This window comes from Microbacterium sp. LEMMJ01, assembly GCF_002114135.1.
Classification (GTDB): Bacteria; Actinomycetota; Actinomycetes; order Actinomycetales; family Microbacteriaceae; genus Microbacterium.
Genome location: NZ_NCTV01000034.1, coordinates 14,464 through 35,094, shown reverse-complemented (window position 1 = coordinate 35,094; position 20,631 = coordinate 14,464). Strand labels below are relative to the sequence as shown.

At 70.9% G+C, this 20,631-nt stretch carries 19 protein-coding genes; 9 read left to right on the top strand and 10 right to left on the bottom strand.

Annotated features, from left to right (window positions below; all coding sequences use genetic code 11):
• Positions 1-3 precede the first annotated feature (3 nt).
• On the bottom strand, positions 4-510 hold the full coding sequence (locus B7W94_RS12980) for a hypothetical protein (protein ID WP_071328486.1): 507 nt from the start codon (positions 508-510) through the stop codon (positions 4-6).
• Positions 511-519: 9 nt separating this feature from the next.
• Complete coding sequence (locus tag B7W94_RS12975; protein WP_062634792.1) at positions 520-1,797, bottom strand: MFS transporter; 1,278 nt, start codon at positions 1,795-1,797, stop codon at positions 520-522.
• Between the two features lie 84 nt (positions 1,798-1,881).
• Here B7W94_RS12975 and B7W94_RS12970 point away from each other — a divergent pair, with 84 nt between their 5' ends.
• Positions 1,882-2,676, top strand: coding sequence for a hypothetical protein (locus tag B7W94_RS12970; protein WP_085606968.1), 795 nt, complete (start codon positions 1,882-1,884; stop codon positions 2,674-2,676).
• Positions 2,677-2,821: 145 nt separating this feature from the next.
• Positions 2,822-3,355 (top strand): DUF1269 domain-containing protein, encoded by a 534-nt coding sequence (locus tag B7W94_RS12965; protein WP_085606966.1) that lies wholly within the window; start codon positions 2,822-2,824, stop codon positions 3,353-3,355.
• Between the two features lie 36 nt (positions 3,356-3,391).
• Here B7W94_RS12965 and B7W94_RS12960 read toward each other — a convergent pair whose 3' ends face one another.
• The 4 genes from B7W94_RS12960 to B7W94_RS12945 are packed head-to-tail and all read right to left on the bottom strand — an operon-like array spanning position 3,392 to position 8,233.
• Positions 3,392-4,915, bottom strand: coding sequence for an MFS transporter (locus tag B7W94_RS12960; RefSeq protein ID WP_085606964.1), 1,524 nt, complete (start codon positions 4,913-4,915; stop codon positions 3,392-3,394).
• A 36-nt stretch (positions 4,916-4,951) separates the two neighbouring features.
• A complete protein-coding gene (locus tag B7W94_RS12955) occupies positions 4,952-6,310 on the bottom strand; it encodes a dipeptidase (RefSeq protein WP_085606962.1) in 1,359 nt (452 codons plus the stop codon).
• Positions 6,311-6,350: 40 nt separating this feature from the next.
• The gene (locus B7W94_RS12950; RefSeq protein ID WP_085606960.1) at positions 6,351-6,767 is read right to left on the bottom strand and encodes a hypothetical protein; all 417 of its coding nucleotides are present in this window, start codon (positions 6,765-6,767) and stop codon (positions 6,351-6,353) included.
• Positions 6,764-8,233, bottom strand: coding sequence for an APC family permease (locus B7W94_RS12945; RefSeq protein ID WP_085606959.1), 1,470 nt, complete (start codon positions 8,231-8,233; stop codon positions 6,764-6,766). Before B7W94_RS12945 ends, B7W94_RS12950 begins: the two co-directional genes overlap by 4 nt.
• A 196-nt stretch (positions 8,234-8,429) precedes the next feature.
• Between B7W94_RS12945 and B7W94_RS12940 the strand changes: the two genes are divergently transcribed.
• Together B7W94_RS12940 and B7W94_RS12935 are read left to right on the top strand one after the other, a co-directional pair.
• The gene (locus B7W94_RS12940) at positions 8,430-8,840 is read left to right on the top strand and encodes an SHOCT domain-containing protein (protein ID WP_247640846.1); all 411 of its coding nucleotides are present in this window, start codon (positions 8,430-8,432) and stop codon (positions 8,838-8,840) included.
• 22 nt (positions 8,841-8,862) lie between these two features.
• Complete coding sequence (locus B7W94_RS12935; RefSeq protein ID WP_085606955.1) at positions 8,863-10,068, top strand: AI-2E family transporter; 1,206 nt, start codon at positions 8,863-8,865, stop codon at positions 10,066-10,068.
• 3 nt (positions 10,069-10,071) lie between these two features.
• On the opposite strand, the gene B7W94_RS12930 is transcribed toward B7W94_RS12935, so the two are convergent.
• The gene (locus tag B7W94_RS12930; RefSeq protein WP_085606954.1) at positions 10,072-11,484 is read right to left on the bottom strand and encodes an ATP-binding protein; all 1,413 of its coding nucleotides are present in this window, start codon (positions 11,482-11,484) and stop codon (positions 10,072-10,074) included.
• Between the two features lie 235 nt (positions 11,485-11,719).
• Here B7W94_RS12930 and B7W94_RS12925 point away from each other — a divergent pair, with 235 nt between their 5' ends.
• Complete coding sequence (locus B7W94_RS12925; protein ID WP_085606952.1) at positions 11,720-12,571, top strand: class II glutamine amidotransferase; 852 nt, start codon at positions 11,720-11,722, stop codon at positions 12,569-12,571.
• The gene (locus B7W94_RS12920) at positions 12,546-13,790 is read left to right on the top strand and encodes a glutamate--cysteine ligase (protein WP_085606950.1); all 1,245 of its coding nucleotides are present in this window, start codon (positions 12,546-12,548) and stop codon (positions 13,788-13,790) included. Before B7W94_RS12925 ends, B7W94_RS12920 begins: the two co-directional genes overlap by 26 nt.
• Here the strand turns inward: B7W94_RS12920 and B7W94_RS12915 are convergent.
• The 3 genes from B7W94_RS12915 to B7W94_RS12905 form a co-directional block, all read right to left on the bottom strand.
• On the bottom strand, positions 13,787-14,149 hold the full coding sequence (locus tag B7W94_RS12915) for an SHOCT domain-containing protein (RefSeq protein WP_085606948.1): 363 nt from the start codon (positions 14,147-14,149) through the stop codon (positions 13,787-13,789). The genes B7W94_RS12920 and B7W94_RS12915 overlap by 4 nt on opposite strands.
• 26 nt (positions 14,150-14,175) lie before the next feature.
• Positions 14,176-14,595, bottom strand: a complete 420-nt coding sequence (locus B7W94_RS12910; RefSeq protein ID WP_085606946.1) for a DUF6325 family protein — start codon at positions 14,593-14,595, stop codon at positions 14,176-14,178.
• A 77-nt stretch (positions 14,596-14,672) separates the two neighbouring features.
• Positions 14,673-17,306, bottom strand: a complete 2,634-nt coding sequence (locus B7W94_RS12905) for a LuxR C-terminal-related transcriptional regulator (protein ID WP_085606944.1) — start codon at positions 17,304-17,306, stop codon at positions 14,673-14,675.
• Between the two features lie 249 nt (positions 17,307-17,555).
• On the opposite strand from B7W94_RS12905, the gene B7W94_RS12900 reads away from it, so the two are divergent.
• The 3 genes from B7W94_RS12900 (at position 17,556) to B7W94_RS12895 (ending at position 20,627) form a co-directional block, all read left to right on the top strand.
• Complete coding sequence (locus tag B7W94_RS12900) at positions 17,556-18,545, top strand: alpha/beta fold hydrolase (protein WP_085606943.1); 990 nt, start codon at positions 17,556-17,558, stop codon at positions 18,543-18,545.
• Positions 18,546-18,654: 109 nt separating this feature from the next.
• Positions 18,655-18,786: a hypothetical protein gene (locus B7W94_RS18500; protein WP_301178378.1), complete on the top strand. Its 132-nt coding sequence runs from the start codon at positions 18,655-18,657 to the stop codon at positions 18,784-18,786.
• Positions 18,783-20,627, top strand: coding sequence for a glycoside hydrolase family 15 protein (locus B7W94_RS12895; protein ID WP_085606941.1), 1,845 nt, complete (start codon positions 18,783-18,785; stop codon positions 20,625-20,627). The genes B7W94_RS18500 and B7W94_RS12895 overlap by 4 nt, the downstream gene beginning before the upstream one ends.
• The last annotated feature ends 4 nt before the right edge of the window (positions 20,628-20,631 follow it).

Sequence of the window (20,631 nt, the reverse complement as noted above, 5' to 3'; positions counted from 1 at the left end):
GTCTCACCCCGCCGGCGTGCTATCCGCGTCGGCGTCCTTCGCGAAGACCGCCCGCATGTGGTCGCTGGTGAGGAAGTCCGCGATGCCGATCATGATCAGGCTGAAGACGATCTGCTCGGTGACCATCCAGACCGGGTAGAGGCCGGGGATCGCCGCCATGACGAGCGTGATGACGGGGAAGATCTGCGCGAACAGCCGCAGGCGGAGATAGGCCCAGCGCCATCCGCGGCGCGCGCGCCAGGCGAAGTAGAACAGCGTCGCCGTCATCGCCAGCACCACGAGGGTGCGCATCCACACGGCGAAGGGCACGCTGTCGCCGTCGGCGGCGAGCACCAGGGCGACCACCACGGCGCCGACCCCGAGCACCAGCTCGGCGACGAGGAGCCAGAGGATCCAGGTGAAGGCGCGGACGGTCCGCGGATGGGTGCGACCGGCGTCGCTGATCAGCACGCCGGCCTGCCGCCCACCCGCGATCCGGTCGAGACGGAGGAAGAGCGGTTCGAGGGCCATGCTCGGAGCCTAGACCGGCGGCGTCCGTTCGACCTCGTCCGTTCGATGGACCTCGGCGCTGCTGCCGTTGGCCGCTGCCGGGAGCACCCGCTCCAGCACCACCGCCAGCACGCCGACGGCGAGGCTGCCCGCAACCATGACCGCGATGAACCAACCGCTGACGCCGACTCCGAGGAGCACTCCCGCGACGAGCGGGCCGAGGATGGCACCACCCTGGAAGGCCGCGGAGTTGAGGGCGTTGTAGCGCCCGCGGGTGCGGTCCGTCGCGAGATCGTTGTAGATGGCCGGGATCGTCGGCTGCATCATCGTCTCCCCGAAGGCGAACACGCCCATGAACGCGATGACGGCGATCGCAGCCGTGACCGAGTCGGGAAGCAGGCCCGCGGCGCCGAGCATGACCCAGGAGACGGCCCAGATGAGGGCCATGACCTGCATGACCCTGGTGCGCCGGCGCCCGGTGATGAGCCGGAGGACGGCGAACTGCAGCAGCACGATGACGGCCGTGTTCACCGCGAACGAGATGCCGACGACGGCGGTCGAGACCTGGGCGATCTGACGGGCGTAGGCGGGGAAGCCCGCCTCGATCTGTCCGTAGCCGATGAAGACGGAGAAGAAGGTCAGCAGCGTCATCCAGAGCACCGCGGGGCGCCGCAGGATCTCCCGGTAACCGCCCTCGGTGGTCACCGCAGGGTCCGGGTCCGCCTGGGTGCGCACGTGCCGGAGCGGGCCGAGGAGCAGAGCGAGCGGGATGAGGCTCGTGGCGGCGTCGATGAGGAAGATCGTGGTGAACGTCGACGGCTCCGTCACGTCGACGAAGAAGCCGCCGATGATCCCGCCCACGCCGATGCCGAGGTTGACGAGGGCGAAGTTCACGCCGAAGTACTGCTGACGGACCTCGCCGTCGACCACCGAGGCGATGAGGGCGTTGAAGCCGGGCCAGGAGACCCCGAAGTTGATCCCGATGAGCACGACCGCGACCGTCGCGACGGCGGGATGCGTGGCGTAGGCGAGGAGCGTGCACCCCGCGATCATCGCCAGGAGGCCCACGATCAGCACGCGCCGGGCGCCGAAGCGGTCGATGAGCGTGCCGCCGGGACCCGTGACCACGAGCCCCGTGATCGCGATGAGGCTCATGAGCGCTCCGGAGAACCCGAGGTCGAAGCCGCGGACCTCGTGGAGGTAGATGATCGTGAACGGCAGCGTCATCCCCCGCCCGAGGGTCTGGATCGCCACGGTCGACAGCAGCCAGCGTCCCTCGGTGGGCAACGCGTTCCAGAAGGACTTCATACCGATCACCTCGTCATTGTTCCAGGAGCCGGGGACATCGGATGACCGCCCGGGTCGCGGGGAAGAAGCCGATATTCTGCGAACATGCCCGTGTCGTTCGAAGACTTCCGCTCCGCCCTCCCCCATGCACCGGCCCGTGACGCGTGGGGCCTCGTGCTCACCGACGCCGAGGCGCAGCAGGTCGCCGCGGACGAGCAGGCGAGCCGGGCGTGGTACGACTACTTCCTCGCGACCACGGCCACGGCGGCGCCCGCCCCCGCGGCGGCGGCACCGCTCGGGGGACACGAGCTCCCCGTCGCCGCCGCGCCGGGATTCGCCGCGGCACCCCCGCCGGCACCGGTCGCCGCCCCGTGGACCCCCACGCCCGCGGAGGGCCCGGAGCGGAAGAGCCGGGTCGGACTCTGGGTGACGCTGGGCATCGTGGGCGCGCTGCTCCTGATCGCCGCGATAGTGACGGTGTTCGCCTTCGCGACCGCACGCCACTGGACCAAGATCGACGTGCCGGAGAAGCCCGAGACCTTCCACAGCGAGGAGTACGAGACCGGCAAGTACCTCGTCGCCGACGACGGCGTGAGCCCGTGCGCGGTGGACCAGGACTGGACGGACTGCATCGGGCTCATGGAGGCCGAGTACGCGGGAGCATGCGCCGGGGTCGACCTCGTCCCGGCCTCCGCGGACCTGTGCGCGCAGCACCGTACCGAGATCGACCGGATGATCGCGGAGGACGCGGACGGGATGTACGTGGCCTCCCTCGGCGACTTCGGGCACCTCACCCGGACGCCGGAGACCGCGACGCGCCAGGTCTCGAACGACGATGCCGAGCCGGCCGTCACGCATGAGGCCGTGTGCTATCTCGGGTTCCTCGGGGAGTGCGAGTAGCGCCTCGGGGCCCCGTGCTCCCCCGTCGGACGTCACCTCATCGGGATGATGTCGCGGACTCCCGCGCGGTCCTAGGCTTCGCGTGACCAGCGCGGGGACGACCCGCCGGGTCCCGTGATGTCGATGCTGACGAGAAGGAGTGACCATGTCCGACGAGACCTATGTCGCGGTCGCGGCGCAGTACGCCGACCAGGAGCGCGCCGTCGAGGACTTCGGCGCGATCCGCGCGCACTACCGAGAGGATGACAGGCACGAACACGGCCCGCTCGACGCGGCGGTGATCGCCCGCGCGCTGGACGGACGGCTCACGATCGTCGAGCGCGATGACGGCGGCAGGAGCCACGGAGCCCGCAAGGGCCTGGCCATCGGACTCGCGAGCGGGCTCGCGCTCGCGCTGTTCCCCGCCGTCGCTGTAGGCACGGCCGTCGTGGCCGCCGGAGGGGCCGGCGCCGGTATCGGAGCCGTCGCCGGGCACATCGGCCGAAAGACGCCCTCCAAAGACCTCGAGGCCATCAGCGAGACCCTGGACGCGGGAAGCGCGGGCATCGTCTTCGTCGTCGACCCCGCCGACGCGGCCGAGGTCGAGGAGCTGCTGGTCCACGCGACCCGGGTGACGCGGCGCGAGCTCTCCGTCGATCAGGACGAGCTCGACAGCGCCGTCGACGGCGCGTACGAGTGACGTGGACGGCTCGCCGGATCCCGACCCGGCGAGCCGTCAGCGACCCCGGCCCGCCGGTCCCCCGGCTCGTTCGCCGTCGCCGGACGCCGTCGCCGAGGTCGGCAGGGTGATGCTGATCGCCGCGGCCGCGGCGGCGGCATCCGCGACGGTTCCCTCCGCCGGACGGTGCCGCCCCATGACGACGGCCATCAGCACGCCGGCGAGGCTGAATCCCGCCATCACCCACGAGGTCGCCGCCAGACCGTCCGCGAGCGCGTCGGACGCGTCGACGCCGCCCGCGGTCCGCGACGCGATCACCGAGCCGTAGATCGACGCCGCGAGTGCCGTGGCCACGGCGGCGCCGATGTACCGCGCCATGTTCGAGACGCCGGACGCCTCGCCGACCTGATTCGCGGGCACCGCCGCCGTCGCCGCCGACGACGCAGGACCGTTCGAGAGTCCCATGCCGACCGCGACGGCGATCAGCGGGAGGACGAAGACGGCGTACGTCCAGGAGGCACCGGTGAAGCCGATGACCGCGAAGCCCGCCGCGGAGATGGCGAACCCGGCGCCGACGACCTGTCTGCCGCCCAGACGTGCGGCGAGGCGGGGCACGAGGGGCGCGACCAGGACGAGGCCGACCGTGGCGGGCAACGTGGCCAGACCCGCCTGGAGCGGACTGAATCCGAGGCTCGCCGGGTCTTGGAAGTACAGGCTCAGGAGGTACATTAGGGCGTTCACGGTGCCGGCGCCGATCAGGATCGCGACCGTGGAGCCGACCAGGACCCGGTTTCGCAGCAGGGCGAGATCCAGGAGCGGGACCTTCACCCGGCGCTCGACGAGCACGAACGCGATGCCGGCGACGATGCCGACGGCGAGGGACCCGAGGGTCGCCGGCGAGCCCCAGCCCCACTCGGCCCCCTTGCTCATGGCGAGGATGATCGGAGCGAGGGTGAGGGCGACCAGGGCGGTGCCGGCGTAGTCGATCGAGTGCGAGCGGTTCTCATCCCGGGACTCGGACACCGTGGCGGCGGTGATGACGATGCACACGACGCCGACGACGGCATCCACCCAGAACAGGCCCTGCCAGCCGGTGATCCCGACCAGCAGGCCCCCCAGCAACGGTCCCGCCGCCGCACCGACCGCGGCCGCCGCCCCCCACAGCGAGACGGCGCGCAGCTGTGCCTGACCGCTGTTCGCCACCGACAGCAGGCTCATGCCGCAGGCGAGGATCGTCGCACCCGCCGCCCCCTGGATCATCCGGCCCGCGATCACCATCCCCCCGTTCGGCGACAGCGCGATGAGGACGCAGGAGGCGACGAAGAGGAGCAGACCCAGTTGGAAGACGCGTCGGCGACCGAACACGTCGCCGAGCGAGCCGGACGTGATGATGACGGCCGCTCCGACGAGGGAGTACCCGGTGACCGCCCACTGCAGGTCGGTCACGGACATGCCGGTGTCCTCGCTGATCGCCGGAAGCAGGATGCTGACGGCGGACGTGTTGGCGTTGACCACGAGGGTCGACAGGCAGGTCGCCGCGAGCACCCCTCCGGTCCGCGCTGCGGTCGGTGTGCTGCTCATCGCCACTCCCTTCTGCGTCCGCGCGGACCGGTGCGCTCAGGCATCGCCCGCGACCGCCGCCGCGTACCGTTCGAGGAAGAGCGCCTCGACGAGTGCCATGTTCTCGATCTCGGTGGGATCGACGCTCTCGTTCGGCGCGTGGATGAGGCACAGCGGTTCCTCGACCCCCATCAGCATGATCTCCGCGTCGGGGAACGTCTCGGCGAACACGGCGCACAGCGGGATCGATCCTCCCTGACCCTGCGTGATGAGCTCGCGACCGTACGCGTCGTGCATCGCCGCACGCATCGTCTCGAAGCCCGGGCCGGCGAGCGTCGACTGGAACGGCGCCCCCTCCGCCTCCGGCTCGATCTCGACCTCCACGTTCCACGGTGCCGCGGCGGTGAGGTGCGCGATCAGGGCCTCCTGCGCCTCGGCGGGGTCGGTGCCCGGCGGGATCCTGAGCTCGATCCGCGCACGGGCCGAGCCCTGGATCGCGGCGGAGGAGCCGACGACGTCGGGACAGTCGATCCCGAGGACCGTCGCGGTCGGGCGCGCCCACACCATGTCGGCGACGGCGTCGCCGAGCAGGTCCACCCCGTCGATGACGTTCGCATCCGCACGGAACCGCTCGGCATCGTACCGGGCGCCGTCCCACCGCTGCGAGGCGTCCACCCCGGTCACGGTCGTGTTCCCCCGTTCGTCACGGAGAGTGGCGAGGATGGCGATGAGCGCGGCGAGCGCGTCCGGCGCGGCGCCTCCGAACATGCCGGAGTGCATGGGACTGGTGAGGGCGCGGACGGTGAGGACGACCTTGGTCATGCCCCGCAGGCTGGTGGTGAGGCTCGGCACTCCGACCGCGAAGTTGCCGGTGTCGCAGACCAGGATCGCGTCGGCCCGCAGCAGATCGGCGTTCTCGGGGACGAACGCCTCCAGGCCTCCCGTGCCCTGCTCCTCCGAGCCCTCCCCCACGATCTTGACGGTGACCGGGAGATCGTCGCCGAGCGCGCGCAACGCGGTGAGGTGCATCGCGATGTTCCCCTTGCAGTCCGCCGCTCCCCGTCCGAACCATCTGCCGTTCCGCTCCGTCAGCTCCCACACCGGACTGTCCCATGCCGCGTCGTCGAGCGGCGGCTGCACGTCGTGGTGGAAGTACAGCAGCACGGTCGGCGCGCCGGGCGGACCCGGTCTGTGCCCGCAGACCGCCTGGCTGCCGTCGGGCGTCTCGTATCCCCGGACGTCCTGGAAGCCCAGGTCGCGGAAGGTGTCGACGAGGAAGTCGATCATCCCCTGGCATTCCTCGGGCGGGAACTGCTCCGCATCGTGCACCGACCGGAAGGCCACCATGGATGCGAGGTCGCGCTGCGCCTGCGGCATGAGGTCGTGGATGGTCGATCGCAGCTTCTCTTCGGACATCAGGTCTTCTCTCTCGTCGGGTTCCGCACCGGCCTCCGACTCAGCGGCGGATCGTGTCGCTGAGATTCAGGCCGTCGATGAAGTCCTCGGCGTCGGGGATGCTGTCGGGACAGTAGGTCTGCACGATGGCCAGCAGGCCGGTGGCCAGGGTGCGGTCGGCGATGACGGCGCGGGTGAAGAACGCACCCCCGACCGACATGTTCAGCTTCGCGAGTCCGCGCCCCACCCCCGGCTCCACCGCGTCGCACACCGACCCGCCGTCCGTGCCGAGCACCCTGGCCACCTCGACCGGGTCCCGCAGCTCCGGCAACCCGGCCTCCTGGAAGGCCACGTTGAGCTCCTGCGCCTTGTCGAGGGCCTCCTCGGTCGATCGGTTGTAATTGAAGGTGATCAGCATCGTCACCAGGAGCAGGGCCATCACGGCGCCGACGCTCCAATAGATGATTCGATGGGTCATGATGGTGCCTCCTCGGACGTGGTCGCCGGGGCGACCTGCCAGCTCGGACGCCGCAGCTTCACGAGCAGGAACGGAATGACGAAGCCGAGCAGGAGGATTCCGCCGCCGACGATGGCGACGAAGATCAGGGGGTTCCCGTCACCGAACTGGGACGGCGGCACGAAGCTGATCAGGATCGCGGCGAGCGAGGCGGTGAAGCCCACCACGCAGAGCAGGTTGAGGAACGGCGCGCGGTAGCCCCGGGGGTGATCCGGCTGGCGCCGGCGCAGGTTCATCGCGGCGATGAAGAGCCAGAGGTACATGAGCAGATAGACCGAGGTCGTGATGGTCATGAACATCCAGTACGCGTCGGACACCGCCGGGACGAAGGCGAACAGCAGGGCCAGGATGGTCGTCACGATGCCCTGGGCCGCGAGGATGTTGATCTGCACGCCCTCGGCGTTCGTCTTCTGGAACCACGGCGGCATGTACCCTCCCCCGCGCGAGGCCAGCAGCAGGCTCTTGGACGGACCGGACAGCCAGGTGAGGAACCCGGCGAGGGACGCGGAGACGATGGCCAGACCGACGATCGGCGTGAACCATTGGATGCCGAAGTGCGCGAAGACCGCGTCGAACGCCTGCATCACCCCCGCCGTCAGACTCAGCTCCTCCGCGGGGATGAACCAGCTGATCACCAGCGGCGGCAGGGTCAGCACCAGCAGCACCAGGATCATCGCCAGGAACATGGCCTTCGGGAACTGCTTCCCCGGATCCTTGAGGCGGTTGACGTGCACGGCGTTCATCTCCATCCCGGAGTAGGCGCCGAAGTTGCTGACGATGAGGACGATGCTGGCGATGCCGGTCCAGGCGGGCAGCAGGTGGTCCGGCGTCATCGGCGCCGCCGACGCGTTCCCCTGCCCCAGGTAGATCACCCCGAGGACGACCAGGAGGCAGCCGGGGATGAGGGTGCCGACCATCACGCCGCTGGAGGCGAGCTTGGCGATGACGCCGATGCCGCCGCGCAGCGCGATGATCACGCCCAGCCAGTAGACGGAGATGATGACCACGGCCGTCCACACGCCGCTCGACGCCCACGGCGGATAGATCACGTATGCGAGGGTGCTGGCCACGAACGAGAGCAGCGTCGGATAGTAGAAGATCGTCATCGCGTACTGGTGCCAGGCGGCCACGAAACCCATGTTCGGCGAGATGCCCTCGCCGACCCATCGGGCGACGCCTCCGGACCATCCGGAGGCCAGTTCCGCGGAGACCAGTGCCGTCGGGATCAGGAAGATGATCGCCGGCAGGACGTAGAGGAAGACGGCGGCGAGTCCGTAGATCGCCATGGTCGGGGCGGGGCGCAGACTGGCGACCGAGGAGACGGTCATCAGGGCGAGCGCGGCCCAGCTGATGTAGTTGGGCCGTCCGGCCACCCGGCCGGTGGGCACGGACGGCGTCCCTCCGGCCTGCGAGTCGACAGTTGACATGTTCGCTCCTCGTCGTCCTGAGCCGCTGCTCCGGACGCTCGTCGACACGGCCCTGAGAGGCCCGGAATGGTGAGATCAGGGTGGCGTTCCGCGCGCAGCCGCCGCCTCACCCGCCCGGGGTGATATCCCGGTGCGCCGAATCACCCCGCCCGGATGATGCCCGCGGATGACCGCCCGGCCACGCTGGGTTCGTCACATGACGAAAGGGCGGATCATGAACTTCTGGTACTCCTTCTGGGACATCCTCTGGCTGTTCTTCTGGGGCTTCGTCTTCGTCGCCTACCTCATGGCGCTGTTCACCGTGATCGGCGACATCTTCCGCGATCCCGACCTGAACGGCTGGCTGAAGGCGCTGTGGATGATCTTCCTGATCTTCGTGCCCTTCCTCACCCTGTTCGTGTATCTCATCGCCCGGGGGCGCTCCATGGCCGAACGCAGCACCCGGGAGGCGATCGAGACCCGCCAGGCCACGGACGACTACATCCGGGGCGTCGCAGGCTCCAGCTCCGTCGACGAGATCGCGAAGGCGAAGTCGCTCTTCGATGCCGGAGCGATCACCGCCGAGGAGTTCGCGGATCTGAAGCGCAGAGCGCTCCAGGCGGGATGAGCACCGCGCCAGGGGTCGGACCATGAACCTCCGCTTCTGGCGGCGTGGGGCGGGCGCTGCTCCGGACCGGGGCGCAGCCCCGCCGGTGGCTGCCGACCCCCTCCCCACCACGTCGAGTCCGCCCCGGGTGGCGTTCATCCTCATGGGCTGCGGTGGAGCGGCAGCCGCCGCGTTCGGTCTCTGGGCCGTGCGCGGGATCGCGGCACCGGTCCTGCTCGCTCTCGTCCTCACGATCTGCGCCCACCCGATCCGCGCCGTCCTGGAGCGGATCCGCGTCCCCCGCGGCGCGGCGACGGTCATCGCCATGCTCCTCGTGTTCGCCCTGCTGGCGGCGTTCGCCGCGGCGCTGGTCATCGCGCTCGCCCAGTTCACGACGCTGATCCCGGAGTACACGCCTCAGCTCCAGCAGATCGGCGCGAACATCGGCGCGTGGCTGTCCGGCCTCGGGATCGACGCGGCGTCCGCGGAGACGATCGTCTCGGGTCTCGAGCCGTCGAACCTCCTGGACTTCGCCGCCGGGCTCCTCGGCGGCGTGACAGGGATCGTGTTCGGACTCGTCGTGATCCTGACCCTCGTGATGCTGATGGCGATGGACGGGGCCTACCTGCCCGCACTCCTGGACCAGATGCGTCCGCGCCGTCCCGACCTCGTGGGGGCCTTCGCCGGCTTCGCCACGAGCGTGCGCCGCTACATGATCGCCGCCACGGGACTCGGCGTCCTGCAGAGCACCCTGAACTGGATCGCGCTGGCGGTGCTCCAGGTGCCGGCCGCCTTCCTCTGGGCGCTGCTGTCCTTCATCTGCAGCTTCATCCCCAACGTCGGCTACTTCATCGCCATCATCCCGCCGGCCGTCTTCGGGTTCCTCGCGGGCGGCTGGCCCACCGGCATCGCGGTCATCGTCGTCTACGGCATCATCAACGTAATCGTCCAGTCCATCGTGCAACCCCTCCTGGTGGCCAACGTCGTGGCGCTGAACCAGACGCTCACCTTCGCGTCCGTGCTGTTCTGGGCCGTCATCCTCGGCCCCGTCGGCGCTCTGCTCGCCGTCCCGCTGACGCTGCTGGTGCGGACCATCCTCATCGATGCCGATCCGCGCGCCAGACTGTGGCGCCCGCTGACCGGGGACATCGACGAGGCCAAGGAGCTGATCGAGGCCAGAGACGCCGACCGGAAGGCGACGCGGGTGGCGCGCAAGGAGGAACGGCAGCGCCGCGCGAAGCCGCTGTGAACCTCAGCCGCCCCGCACCGGCACCGGGACGTCCGCGCCGCCCTCACGGGTGAGGCGTGCCCCCACCCGCACCACCGACGGCGCCGGTGCGAACCCCCCTGCGAAGAGGGCCTCGCCCTGGCGGAACCCCGTCGCCCGCGCGAGGATGCCCGCGGGGACGAACCCGAACGTCCTGGCGAGGTCGTCGAGGTCGACCGCCGAGGTCATCTTCATGAGCGCGAGGTTGTCGCACTGGGACAGGATGCTCGGATCGATCCGCGAGGGCCGCTGCGTGGAGAGCAGGAGCCAGAGGCCGAACTTGCGGCCCTCGGCGGCGATCTGCACGATGCGCTCCCGGACGAGGGCGCGCAACGGGCTGCCGCCGTCGGGGGCGCAGAGGTTGTGCGCCTCGTCGATGACGATCAGGATCGGCCGCCGTCGCTCGCGCTGCGCCCACAGGTCGTCCAGCACCGCCAGGGCCACGACCAGAGGCTCGTCCGGAGCGGTGAACCCTCCGAGATCCAGCACGGTCGCATCCGGACGCGCATCGATCACCGCGGTGACGGGCTCCGACCCCCGCGCCCAGACGTTCCAGTCGATCAGACCGAGGTTCTGGATGCGGGCCGCGAGATCCAGGGCCGCCGGAGTCCGCCGTTCGAGCAGCCGCGGCACCACCGCGTGCGAGTCGAGCGTGCCGACCGTCTCCTCCAGACGTACCAGCTCGTTGTACTCGGCCCGATCGTCCAGCGGATGCAGACGGAGCACCGCCGCCCTGGACTGTATCGGAAGGTCGACGAACCGCACGCGCAGCGCATCCGCACCGTCGGCGGTCGGCCGGAGGATACGGATGTCGCGCTCCGCCAGCAGGCGCCGGGCCGCGGGCGGCGCGCTCCCCCCATCGGACTCGCGCATGCGGACGAAGTCGGCGTTCGGGTCGAAGATCACCATCGGAAGGGCGGTCCGCAGGAGGATCTGCTCGAGGAGCACGCCGAGAGCATACGTCTTGCCCGAGCCGCTCTGACCGCACCAGAACGTGTGCCGGTTCAGGCGGCGCGGCAGCAGGTGCGCGGGGACGTCGCCGTCGACGAGATGCGACCCGATGTCGAGCGACGCCGCGACGCCGTCGTACAGCGCCGCGATCATCGAGGCCGCGGCCGGGCGCATGTCGGCCATCGGGAACGGGACGGACAGCCGGCTGTCGGGGGCGCCGCCCTCCCCGGGGATCGCCCCCAGGATCCGTCCACCACCGTGCACGTCACCGCCGATCGTGAACCCGACGTCCTCGACCTGGCCGAGCTGGAGCGCTCCGGTGGCCGGGCGCAGCGTCACGAAACCTCCCGGCTCGAAGCCCGGCTCCAACGGCCCGGCGAACTGGAAGCGGCGTCCGTCCAGCGAGACCACCCGCGCCTCGGCGGTGAGGGTGCCGTCATCGATCATCGCCCGCTCCTTCGACCCCGCCGCTCCGGCGCTCAGCGGCAGAGTAGCCAGGTCGGACGCGGAAGCGGAAGGCCTCCCGCCGGCTCCCGAGGGATCTCATCCTCGCCGGGTGAGAAGATCGCGCCCCGCCCGTGGCGCGGGGCGGTCAGCATCACCCGCGGCGGATGACGACCCGGCGGCCGACCGATCGTATCGTCGGGCCAGGACCCGACCGGGTCAGGGATGAGGTGTCGACATGTGTCGGTGGTTGGCGTACGCAGGAGAACCGCTGCACCCCTCGGAGGTGATCCTCGACTCGCGGCACTCCCTCGTGGCGCAGTCGCTGGACTCGCCGCTCGGCGCGGAGACCGTGAACGGAGACGGGTTCGGTCTCGGCTGGTATCCCGAGCCGGGCCCGGACGATGCCGGGCAGCCTCCGAAGCCCACCCTGTTCCGCAGCATGGAGCCGGCCTGGAACGATCAGAACCTGCGCGAGATCTCCCGCACGGTCCGGAGCCCGCTGTTCCTCAGCCACGTCCGCGCGGCGGCCGGCCCTCCGGTCCAGCAGACCAACTGCCACCCGTTCCGGCACGCGAACTGGCTCTTCATGCACAACGGCGGCCTGGCGGACTTCCTGACGATCAAGCGCGACCTCACTCTCGCCGTCGACCCCTCCCTGTACCCGGAGATCCAGGGCACCACCGACTCCGAGGTGCTCTTCTACCTCGCGCTGACCCTTGGCCTGCAGGACGATCCGATCGCGGGGATGCGGGCCGCGATCCGGGAGACCGAGCGGATCGGGCACGCGCACGACATCCGTTTCCCGGTGCAGGGGACCTTCGCCGTGTCCGACGGCACCACCCTGTGGGCCTTTCGCTACTCCAGCGTCGGCCGCTCGCGCTCGCTCTACCATTCGACCGACATCGAGACCCTTCGCCAGATGTACCCCGAGGCCGAGCGGCTGCGGGCGTTCGGCCGGCGCGCCCACGTCATCGTCTCCGAACCGCTGAACGACCTGCCGGGGGTGTTCCAGGAGGTTCCCGAGTCGACGGTCTCGATCCTCGACGACACGGGCTATCGCCATGAGCCCTTCCTCGAAGCGGCGTGAGGGTTCCCGCAGCTCCGGTGGCCCGGCGCGTCCGCCGCGGACCGTCGGCATCGAGGAGGAGCTGCTCCTCGTCGACGCCCGGACCCTGATCCCGGTGCCGGTCGCCGGACGGATCGTCCGGGCGGCGGCCACCGCGGACGGTGACTCTGTCGGCCCCGCCCTGGAGTTCGAGGTGAAGCAGGAGCAGATCGAGGTCGTGAGCCCACCCCTGACCACGGTCGAGGAGATCGTCGCGACCGTACGTCGAGGGCGGGCGGCCGCGGACACCGCAGCGCGAACGGTCGGCGCCCGCGCGGTCGCTCTGGCGACGGGCACCGTCCCGTTCGAATCGCACCTCGCCCCCGTACTGCGCTACCGCCGTATGCAGGAGCGCTTCGGCCTCACCATGACGGAGCAGCTCACCTGCGGACTGCACGTCCATGTCGCCGTCGAGTCCGCCGAGGAGGGCGTGGGGGTGCTAGACCGCATCCGTCCCTGGCTCCCGGTGCTCCTCGCGATCAGCGCGAACTCGCCGCTCTTCCAGGGGATCGACACGGGCTTCGCCAGCTATCGGTACCAGGCCTGGAGCCGCTGGCCCTCGGCCGGCGCCTACGAGGTCTTCGGCTCGGCGGCGGCGTATGACGCGGCGGCCGAGGCGATGCTCAGGACCGGGGTCTCCCTGGACGCCGGGATGATCTACTCCGACGCCCGTCTGTCGCGGCACGCCCCGACGGTGGAGACGCGGATCATGGACGTCTGCCTCCGTGCGGAGGAGTCCGCCGCGCTCGCCGTGATCACGCGGGCGCTCGTCGACTCTTCCGCCGACCGGTGGAGAGCCGGGGAGCACGCCGATCCGGTCCCCGCCGCCCTGCTGCGCCTGGCGTCCTGGCGGGCCAGCAAATCGGGACTCGACGACGTGCTCCTGCATCCGCGGACCCTGCTCCCCGTCCCGGCGGCCGCCGCCGTGCACGCTCTGCTCGCCCACGTCCGCGCCCACTTCGTCGACGACGCGGAGGAGCGCTTCGCCGTCGGCGTGGTGCAGGAGGTCCTCGCCGGGGGCACCGGCGCCGCCCGGCAGCGGGCTGTGCTCGCCGCGGGAGGGTCGCGCGAGGACGTGATCGCCGCCGCCGCCCGCGAGACGACGGCCGCCCCGCCTCCCGCGCCGGAACGCCGATGGCCGCGCCCCCGTGGCGCGCCGCGCTCGCCCGGCCGCGCCGTCGACCTTCCGACGAGCGGCTAGATCAGCAGGCGGGCCTTGCCGGCGATGAACTCGTCTTCCGAGAGGAGTCCGCGTTCATGGAGATCAGCCAGCGCCTGGATCTGCGCGACGAGCTCGCTCCCGGCCCTGCTCGCCGAGACAGGTTCCGGTAACGGGGACCCCCACCGCTGCCGTTGCGCGCTCACGGCCTGCTGCGCCGTCAGGTCGATCTGCGCCTGCTGCCGCTGCTGCGCATACGCCTCGTCGAGGACGTCCTGCGGCACCCGCGAATCCTGACGGGCCCGGACGCCCCCGGTGACCGCCGTGGCCGTCCCCGTGACCACCGTCGTGGCCGCGGCTGCGCGGATGAGCCCTCCCCGACCCGCTCTGCGACCGAACATCCCCCCTCCTCTCCTGTGCACGGCCGTCAGGTGACGGCGACCAACTCGTTGACGACCGCGGCAGGGATCTCGTGCGTCTGGAGCACGCGCCCACCCGCGTCGAACAGGGCCTGGGCGAAACGCCGTGCCCAGACGTGCTCGACGACGAGGATCGCCGCCGAGGTGCCGGGTTCGATGGCGGCGCCGAGCTGCCGGATGTCCTCCTCGCCCGTCAGGCCCAGTTCGAGGAACTCGAGCCCCGCGAGGCCGTGATCGTCGATGACCTCCTCGAGCTCCCGCACCGTCATCGTCCCGCCCCACTGCCGGGACACGAAAAGCAGGTCGAGCACCCGCACCGTGCCGGCCCCGACGAGGTCGATGATCGCGGCGGCGACCTCCCTGCCCGGGCGGTCACCGTCGAATCCGATCAGGTAGATCTCGACGGGTCCGTACGGGAAATCTGTCATCGTGCCGCTCCCTTCCCGATCGAGGGTAGGTCGCAGGGCGGACGACCGACATCACCCGCGGAGAATGAGGCGGGAGATCAGTAGTCGCGGTCGACGAACGACAGGACGGGGGTGCTGCGGGTGCTCAGCAGACCCAGCTGCGTGGCGCGGGCGATGGCCTCGCTCCGCGTGGAGACGCCCAGCTTCCCGTAGATGTGGGCGGTGTGCGTCTTGATCGTGTTGACCGAGACGTAGAACCTCTCCGCGAGCTCGACGTTGGTGAAGCGCGTGGGGAGCAGCGCGAGCAGCTCCCGCTCGCGCTCGGTGAGGTGCACGGGCGGCCCGTCGGCGCGCTGGGCCTCGATCCCGTACGGCGCGAGCGCCCGCACCGCTTCGGCGATCGGTGCCGGGTACCCCTCGGTCAGCTCGACCACTCTCCGCAGCGTCGAGGGACCGGCGTGGACGAACACCGTCACCAGCACGTCCGCCTCGGCGAGCTGCAGGGCCTCCTGGAGAAGCGCACGGGCGCGACCGCCCATCGCGCCCTCCGCGGCGCACCACGACGCGAGGAGCAGACCGCGGACGCGGCCGAGCGGACTCCGCGCATCGGGGAGCGTCGTGAACTCCCGGAGCAGTGTCTGCGCCTCCGGGAGCTGTCCGAGCGTCAGTTCGGCCGCGACCTTCTCGAACATCACAGCGGTCGTGAGCGTCGGTGCGGTGCTCAGCAGACGACGCGCGCCCTCCGGAGAGCCGTTCAGCCGCATCGCCCTGGCGCGGCGTGCCAGCAGCGCCTCCGCGACGAGCGGGGGTGGTGAGCCGAGCGGCGTCGTACGGATCTGGTCGCTGCCGCGGAGGTCATCGAGAGAGGACCCCGCGGCGAACGCCACCCAGCTCAGCGAGGCGCGGCAGTCCGTGCTCGCCAGTCGCGCTCCCACACGCAGCGCGGCCTCGGCGCGGTCGAGCCGTCCTTTGGTGAGGGCGACCAGCGCGGTCGCCAGATGCGCCTCCGCGGTAGCGGGGTGGTCCTGCTGCCCGCGCTCCCGGGCCAGGGCCTGCGCCTCCGCCGCGAAGTCGCTCGCCTCCCTGGTGCGCCCGCACCACGCATGCACGAGCGCGAGGGCGCCCAGGGCACCGATCCGCAGGACGGAGTAGCCGGCGCCCTCCGACCGGAGCGCCTCCTCGAGAGACTGCTGCGCCTGGGGGAAGTCCCCGACGAAGAGGTACGCGCGTCCCCGGGACATCAGTGCGATCGTGCGGAGGATGGCAGGTGAGAGGAAGGTGGCCGGCAGTTCCGGGGCGACGAGGGAGTCGATTCCCTCCAGGGCGCGCTCCGCGAACTCGATCGAGACGTCGGGCCGGGAGCGCCAGTGCACGAGGCTCGCCAGGAACGTCTGGGCGTAGGTCGTCTCCCCCGCCGTGATGCCCGGCGTCGCCAGGATCGCCCGCAGGCGGTCCTCGGCGAGCGCGGTGGCACCGGTCGTCGCGGTCAGGACCGCACGCAGCAGCTGCACGTCGATGCGGCCGGAGAGGGCGGAGTCGGGGATCTCGTTGAGCTGGCGGGCCACCGCGACGGTGTCGATCTGCTCGAACAGATCGACGTTGCAGGCGACGATCGCGTCGATCGCGCGATCCCAGGCGTGCGCGCGGAGGAGGTACTCGATCGCGGTGCCGGACTCTCCGCGATCGAGGTGCCAGGTGGCCGCGCGCAGCAGCACGCGCGTCTCCGCCCCCGCGTCCGCCGCGCGCAGCTGATGCTGCAGGAGCTCACGCAGGAGCGGATGCAGACGGAACCACTCCCGGGAGTCGTCGAGGGGCGTCGCGAACAGCTCCCCCTGCTCGAGTCGGCCGACGAGATCCCACGTGGACGGCGGGTGGCCGAGCGCGGTGACCAGATCGACGTCGAAGCGGTCCACCACCGACAGCTCCTGCAGTGTACGGCGGGCCGCGGGCGCCAGCGGATCCAGGACCTCCCTCGTCAGATAGCCCGCGACCAGGCGATCCGCCCCGTGGAACTCGGCGACGAACCGGGCAGTGTCTGAGCGCTGGCGCAGCTCCGACGCCGCGAGCTGCAGGCCGGTCACCCACCCCTCGGTGCGCTCCAGCAGCACCGCCACCTCCTCGGCGTCCAGACGACGGCCCGCGAGAGTGGCGAGGAGCGTGGCGGCCTCGTCGAGGTCGAGCGCGAAGCTGGACTGCCCGATCTCCCCCACCTCACCGCGAAGCCTGTTCTCGTTCCACACCTCCGGGGTGTCGATCCGGCTGGAGATGACCAGGTGCACTGTCGGCGGGAGCAGGGCGGCCACCGTGCTCAGCTCCGTGACGATCGACCTGTTGTGGACGGCGTGCAGGTTCTCCAGCACGATCCCGGTCTCGCCGACGGCTCCGAGACCCGCGGCGACGCCCCGCAGCAGGAGAGGATCGTCGTCCGGGGCGCCCCCGCGGCGATCGGGCTCCGGAACCGACCGCATCTCCGGGGCGATCCGCCGCACGGTGTCGATGAGGTGCTTCACGAAGAGGTGCGGATCGTTGTCGTCGTCGCTGAGGTCCACCCAGGCGAACCGGCGCTCGGGATGCGCACGGACCCACTGGCTCAGGAGGACGGACTTGCCCGCGCCGGCGGGCGCGGTGACGAGCGTGAGCGGCCGCAGGAGCGCGCCGTCGAGTTCACCGCGCGCCGCCGGCCTGTCGACGGCGTAGGAGGGGATGAACTGACCGCTTACGACCTTCAGCACATTCAGCGACGCTTCCTCTGAGGTCCCGTGAGAGGGGGACAGCGAAGTTCCCGTGGCGATGGAGCCTACTGAGGGTGACACCACCCCGGGAGATGCGGATCACCCGATCAGGGTGACTTTCCCGGAGTGGGTCGGCCCGCCATCATCATCCGCGACGGATGACGTCGGCGGCGCGTGTCGTGAGTACCCTCGACCGCACGCGAGGTGCTGCGCGATCCGTCGTCCGGTCGGAGGAGGTGAGGCATCGCCATGAGCCACCGCCGACGCCGGGGGCACCCCTGGAACACGAGCCCCGAGAACGAACCGGACGACCCGTACGACGACTACCGGCGGTGGCTGGCCGCGCGCCCGGCGCCCGCCCTCGCGCCGGCTCCGCCCCGTGCGCGCCGTCTGCCCCGCCACCGCGCCTCCGCTCTCGAGGAGTGCTGGACCACGATCGACGGGGTGGACGTGTTCTATCGCGAGGCCCCCGCACCCGCGGTCTCCCGCACGATGATGCACATCCACGGCTTCGGTCTGTCCGGCCGCTACCTGCTCCCCACCGCGGAGGTGCTCCGACACGACTTCCACACCTTCGTGCCCGATCTGCCGGGTTCCGGTCGCAGCGCGAGGCCCCGCACCCCTCTCGACGTCCCGGGACTCGCCGACGCCGTCGCCCGCTTCCTCGACGACCGTCAGGTCGAGCGCGCGACGCTGGTCGGCAACTCGATGGGCTGCCCCGTCATCTGCGAGTTCGCGCGCCTTCATCCCGACCGCATCGACCGGGCGGTCCTGGTGTCGCCCGCGGGCGGCGTGCACAACCAGCCTGTGCAGCGCGCCATGTTGCAGCTCGCCAGGGACGGCGTGCGCGAGCCGCCGGGACTCATGCGGATCGCCGGCCCGGACTACCTCCGCTTCGGGGTGTCGAGCACCGTGCGCCTGTTCCGGGCCCTCACCCACTACCCGTCGTTGGAGCGGCTCCTCGCCCTGGACATCCCCACCCTGGTGGTCATCGGCGACCGGGATCCGCTGATGCCGGGACCGGAGCGGCTGCAAGCGGTGGCGTCGCGCACGGACAACCACGTCCTCGCGGTGGTCATCGAAGGGGCGGCGCACGCCATCAACTACAGCAACCCCCGCGAGCTGGCGAACGTCATCCGCCTGTTCATGGCGGATCGGCCCATCGTCGACGATCCCGAGGCGCCGGGGGTCACGCGCACCTACGAGATCCACCGCGGCTCGCTGCCGTCGAGCACCTGACGCGGTCCGCCGTCCCACTATCACCCCTTCCGAGTGATCCGACTCCGTACGCCCCGGACGTACGGTGGCGCCGTGCGCCCACCGGGGGCGCGCGAACGAGGGAGTAGCCATGCGCACGATGGATCCCACCCCGACGGACACGCAGCCGATCGACATCTCCGCGCTCCTGCGCCAGGAGGCGGACGGTGCCGCACCGCCACCCGCCGACGCGCGGCACGACCAGCCGGGACGGCAGAGATGAACGCCCCTGCCCCCGAGGCGCCGGCGTCCATCGCCGAGCACGGGCTCATCGGCGACCTGCAGACGGCCGCCCTCGTCGCGACCGACGGCACGATCGACTGGTTCTGCAGCCCGCGGTTCGACTCGCCCAGCATCTTCGGCGGCCTGCTGGACGAGGACGGCGGGAGGTTCCGCATCCGCCCGGAGACCGACTCCTTCACGAAGAAGCAGCTCTATCTCCCCGACACCGCGATCCTGATCACCCGGTTCCTCACGGACGACGGCGTCGCCGAGCTCGTCGACTTCATGCCCACGGCAGGGGAATCCGCCCGCGAAGGCCACAGCCTGATCCGTCTCCTCCGCTGCGTCCGCGGAACCGTGACGTTCGCGGTCGAGATCGCCCCGCGGTTCGACTACGGCCGGCACGCGCACACGCTCGAGGTGAGCGACGCCGGTGCGCTCTTCGTCGCCGAGGACGCACGGCTCGCCGTCAGCGTGGTCCGCCATCCCACCGATCAGCGGTCGGCGGGTGCGTTCACGGACGACGACGGAGACCTGACCCTCCGCGTGTCGCTCCGCGCCGGCGATGTCCGAGGCGTGGTCCTCGAGACCAGCCCGGACGCCGTCCCGAGGGAGATCAGCCCCGAGGAGATCCAGCGGCTCCACGACGACACCGCGAGATTCTGGCAGGACTGGGTGGGCCAGTCGCCGTACTCGGGCCGTTGGCGCGAACTCCTGCACCGCTCCGCGATCACCCTGAAGCTGATGACCTACGCGCCGAGCGGCGGCCTCGTCGCCGCTCCCACCGCGGCGCTGCCGGAGCAGATCGGCGGCGAACGCAACTGGGACTACCGGTACACCTGGGTGCGGGATTCCTCCTTCTCGGTCCACGCGCTGCTGCGGATGGGGTTCCACGACGAGGCGGTGACGCTCGGCGGCTGGCTGAAGGGCCGGGTCGCGGAACGCGCGCCGGATGCCGCCGGCCCGCTCGCCATCATGTACCGGGTGGACGGATCCCCCGACCTCCGCGAGGAGACCCTCGACCACTGGAGCGGCTATCGCGGCTCCTCCCCCGTGCACATCGGCAACGGCGCGGCCGACCAGCTGCAGCTCGACATCTACGGGGAGGCCCTGGACGCCATCTGGTACCTCGATCAGCACGGGGCGCCGATCGGCCATCCGGGATGGGTCACCATCTGCGAACTGCTCGACTGGCTCGTCGACAACTGGGATCAGCCCGAGGAGGGCATCTGGGAGACCCGAGGCGGCCGCAAGGACTTCACCTACGGACGGCTGATGTGCTGGGTGGCCTTCGACCGCGGCATCCGTCTCGCGACGGTGCACGGTCGGCCGGCGCCGCTCGATCGGTGGATCCGCGAGCGGGACGCCGTGTACGAGCAGATCATGGCCCACGGCTGGAACCCGGAGCGGCAGGCGTTCGTGCAGCATTACGGCGACACGGTGCTCGACTCCTCACTGCTGAAGATGGCGCAGGTGGGCTTCATCGCGCCGAGGGATCCGATGTGGCTGTCCACGCTGGACGCCATGGGCGACGAGCTGCTCTCGGACAGCCTCGTCTACCGATACGACCCCGCGGCGTCCCCCGACGGGCTCGCCGGTTCGGAGGGCACGTTCTCCCTCTGCACCTTCCTCTACGTGGAGGCGCTCGCGGGTGCGGGGCGCGTCGCCGAGGCACGGCTCGTCTTCGAGAAGATGCTCACCTACGCCAATCACGTCGGGCTGTTCTCGGAGGAGATCTCGCCGACCGGGGAGCAGATCGGGAACTTCCCGCAGGCCTTCACGCATCTCGCCCTCATCGACGCGGCACTGTCGCTGAACGACCGGCTCGATCGAGCGCGCTGAGGCC

What these genes read in the sequence shown, in the direction of transcription:
- B7W94_RS12930 (WP_085606954.1), bottom strand. Translation starts at nt 11,484, where the DNA reads ATGATCGATGACGGCACCCTCACCGCCGAGGCGCGGGTGGTCTCGCTG.
- B7W94_RS12970 (WP_085606968.1), top strand. Translation starts at nt 1,882, where the DNA reads ATGCCCGTGTCGTTCGAAGACTTCCGCTCCGCCCTCCCCCATGCACCG.
- B7W94_RS12975 (WP_062634792.1), bottom strand. Translation starts at nt 1,797, where the DNA reads ATGAAGTCCTTCTGGAACGCGTTGCCCACCGAGGGACGCTGGCTGCTG.
- B7W94_RS12925 (WP_085606952.1), top strand. Translation starts at nt 11,720, where the DNA reads ATGTGTCGGTGGTTGGCGTACGCAGGAGAACCGCTGCACCCCTCGGAG.
- B7W94_RS12955 (WP_085606962.1), bottom strand. Translation starts at nt 6,310, where the DNA reads ATGTCCGAAGAGAAGCTGCGATCGACCATCCACGACCTCATGCCGCAG.
- B7W94_RS12950 (WP_085606960.1), bottom strand. Translation starts at nt 6,767, where the DNA reads ATGACCCATCGAATCATCTATTGGAGCGTCGGCGCCGTGATGGCCCTG.
- B7W94_RS12960 (WP_085606964.1), bottom strand. Translation starts at nt 4,915, where the DNA reads ATGAGCAGCACACCGACCGCAGCGCGGACCGGAGGGGTGCTCGCGGCG.
- B7W94_RS12920 (WP_085606950.1), top strand. Translation starts at nt 12,546, where the DNA reads ATGAGCCCTTCCTCGAAGCGGCGTGAGGGTTCCCGCAGCTCCGGTGGC.
- B7W94_RS12935 (WP_085606955.1), top strand. Translation starts at nt 8,863, where the DNA reads ATGAACCTCCGCTTCTGGCGGCGTGGGGCGGGCGCTGCTCCGGACCGG.
- B7W94_RS12915 (WP_085606948.1), bottom strand. Translation starts at nt 14,149, where the DNA reads ATGTTCGGTCGCAGAGCGGGTCGGGGAGGGCTCATCCGCGCAGCCGCG.
- B7W94_RS12895 (WP_085606941.1), top strand. Translation starts at nt 18,783, where the DNA reads ATGAACGCCCCTGCCCCCGAGGCGCCGGCGTCCATCGCCGAGCACGGG.
- B7W94_RS12910 (WP_085606946.1), bottom strand. Translation starts at nt 14,595, where the DNA reads ATGACAGATTTCCCGTACGGACCCGTCGAGATCTACCTGATCGGATTC.
- B7W94_RS18500 (WP_301178378.1), top strand. Translation starts at nt 18,655, where the DNA reads ATGCGCACGATGGATCCCACCCCGACGGACACGCAGCCGATCGACATC.
- B7W94_RS12900 (WP_085606943.1), top strand. Translation starts at nt 17,556, where the DNA reads ATGAGCCACCGCCGACGCCGGGGGCACCCCTGGAACACGAGCCCCGAG.
- B7W94_RS12940 (WP_247640846.1), top strand. Translation starts at nt 8,430, where the DNA reads ATGACGAAAGGGCGGATCATGAACTTCTGGTACTCCTTCTGGGACATC.
- B7W94_RS12980 (WP_071328486.1), bottom strand. Translation starts at nt 510, where the DNA reads ATGGCCCTCGAACCGCTCTTCCTCCGTCTCGACCGGATCGCGGGTGGG.
- B7W94_RS12965 (WP_085606966.1), top strand. Translation starts at nt 2,822, where the DNA reads ATGTCCGACGAGACCTATGTCGCGGTCGCGGCGCAGTACGCCGACCAG.
- B7W94_RS12945 (WP_085606959.1), bottom strand. Translation starts at nt 8,233, where the DNA reads ATGTCAACTGTCGACTCGCAGGCCGGAGGGACGCCGTCCGTGCCCACC.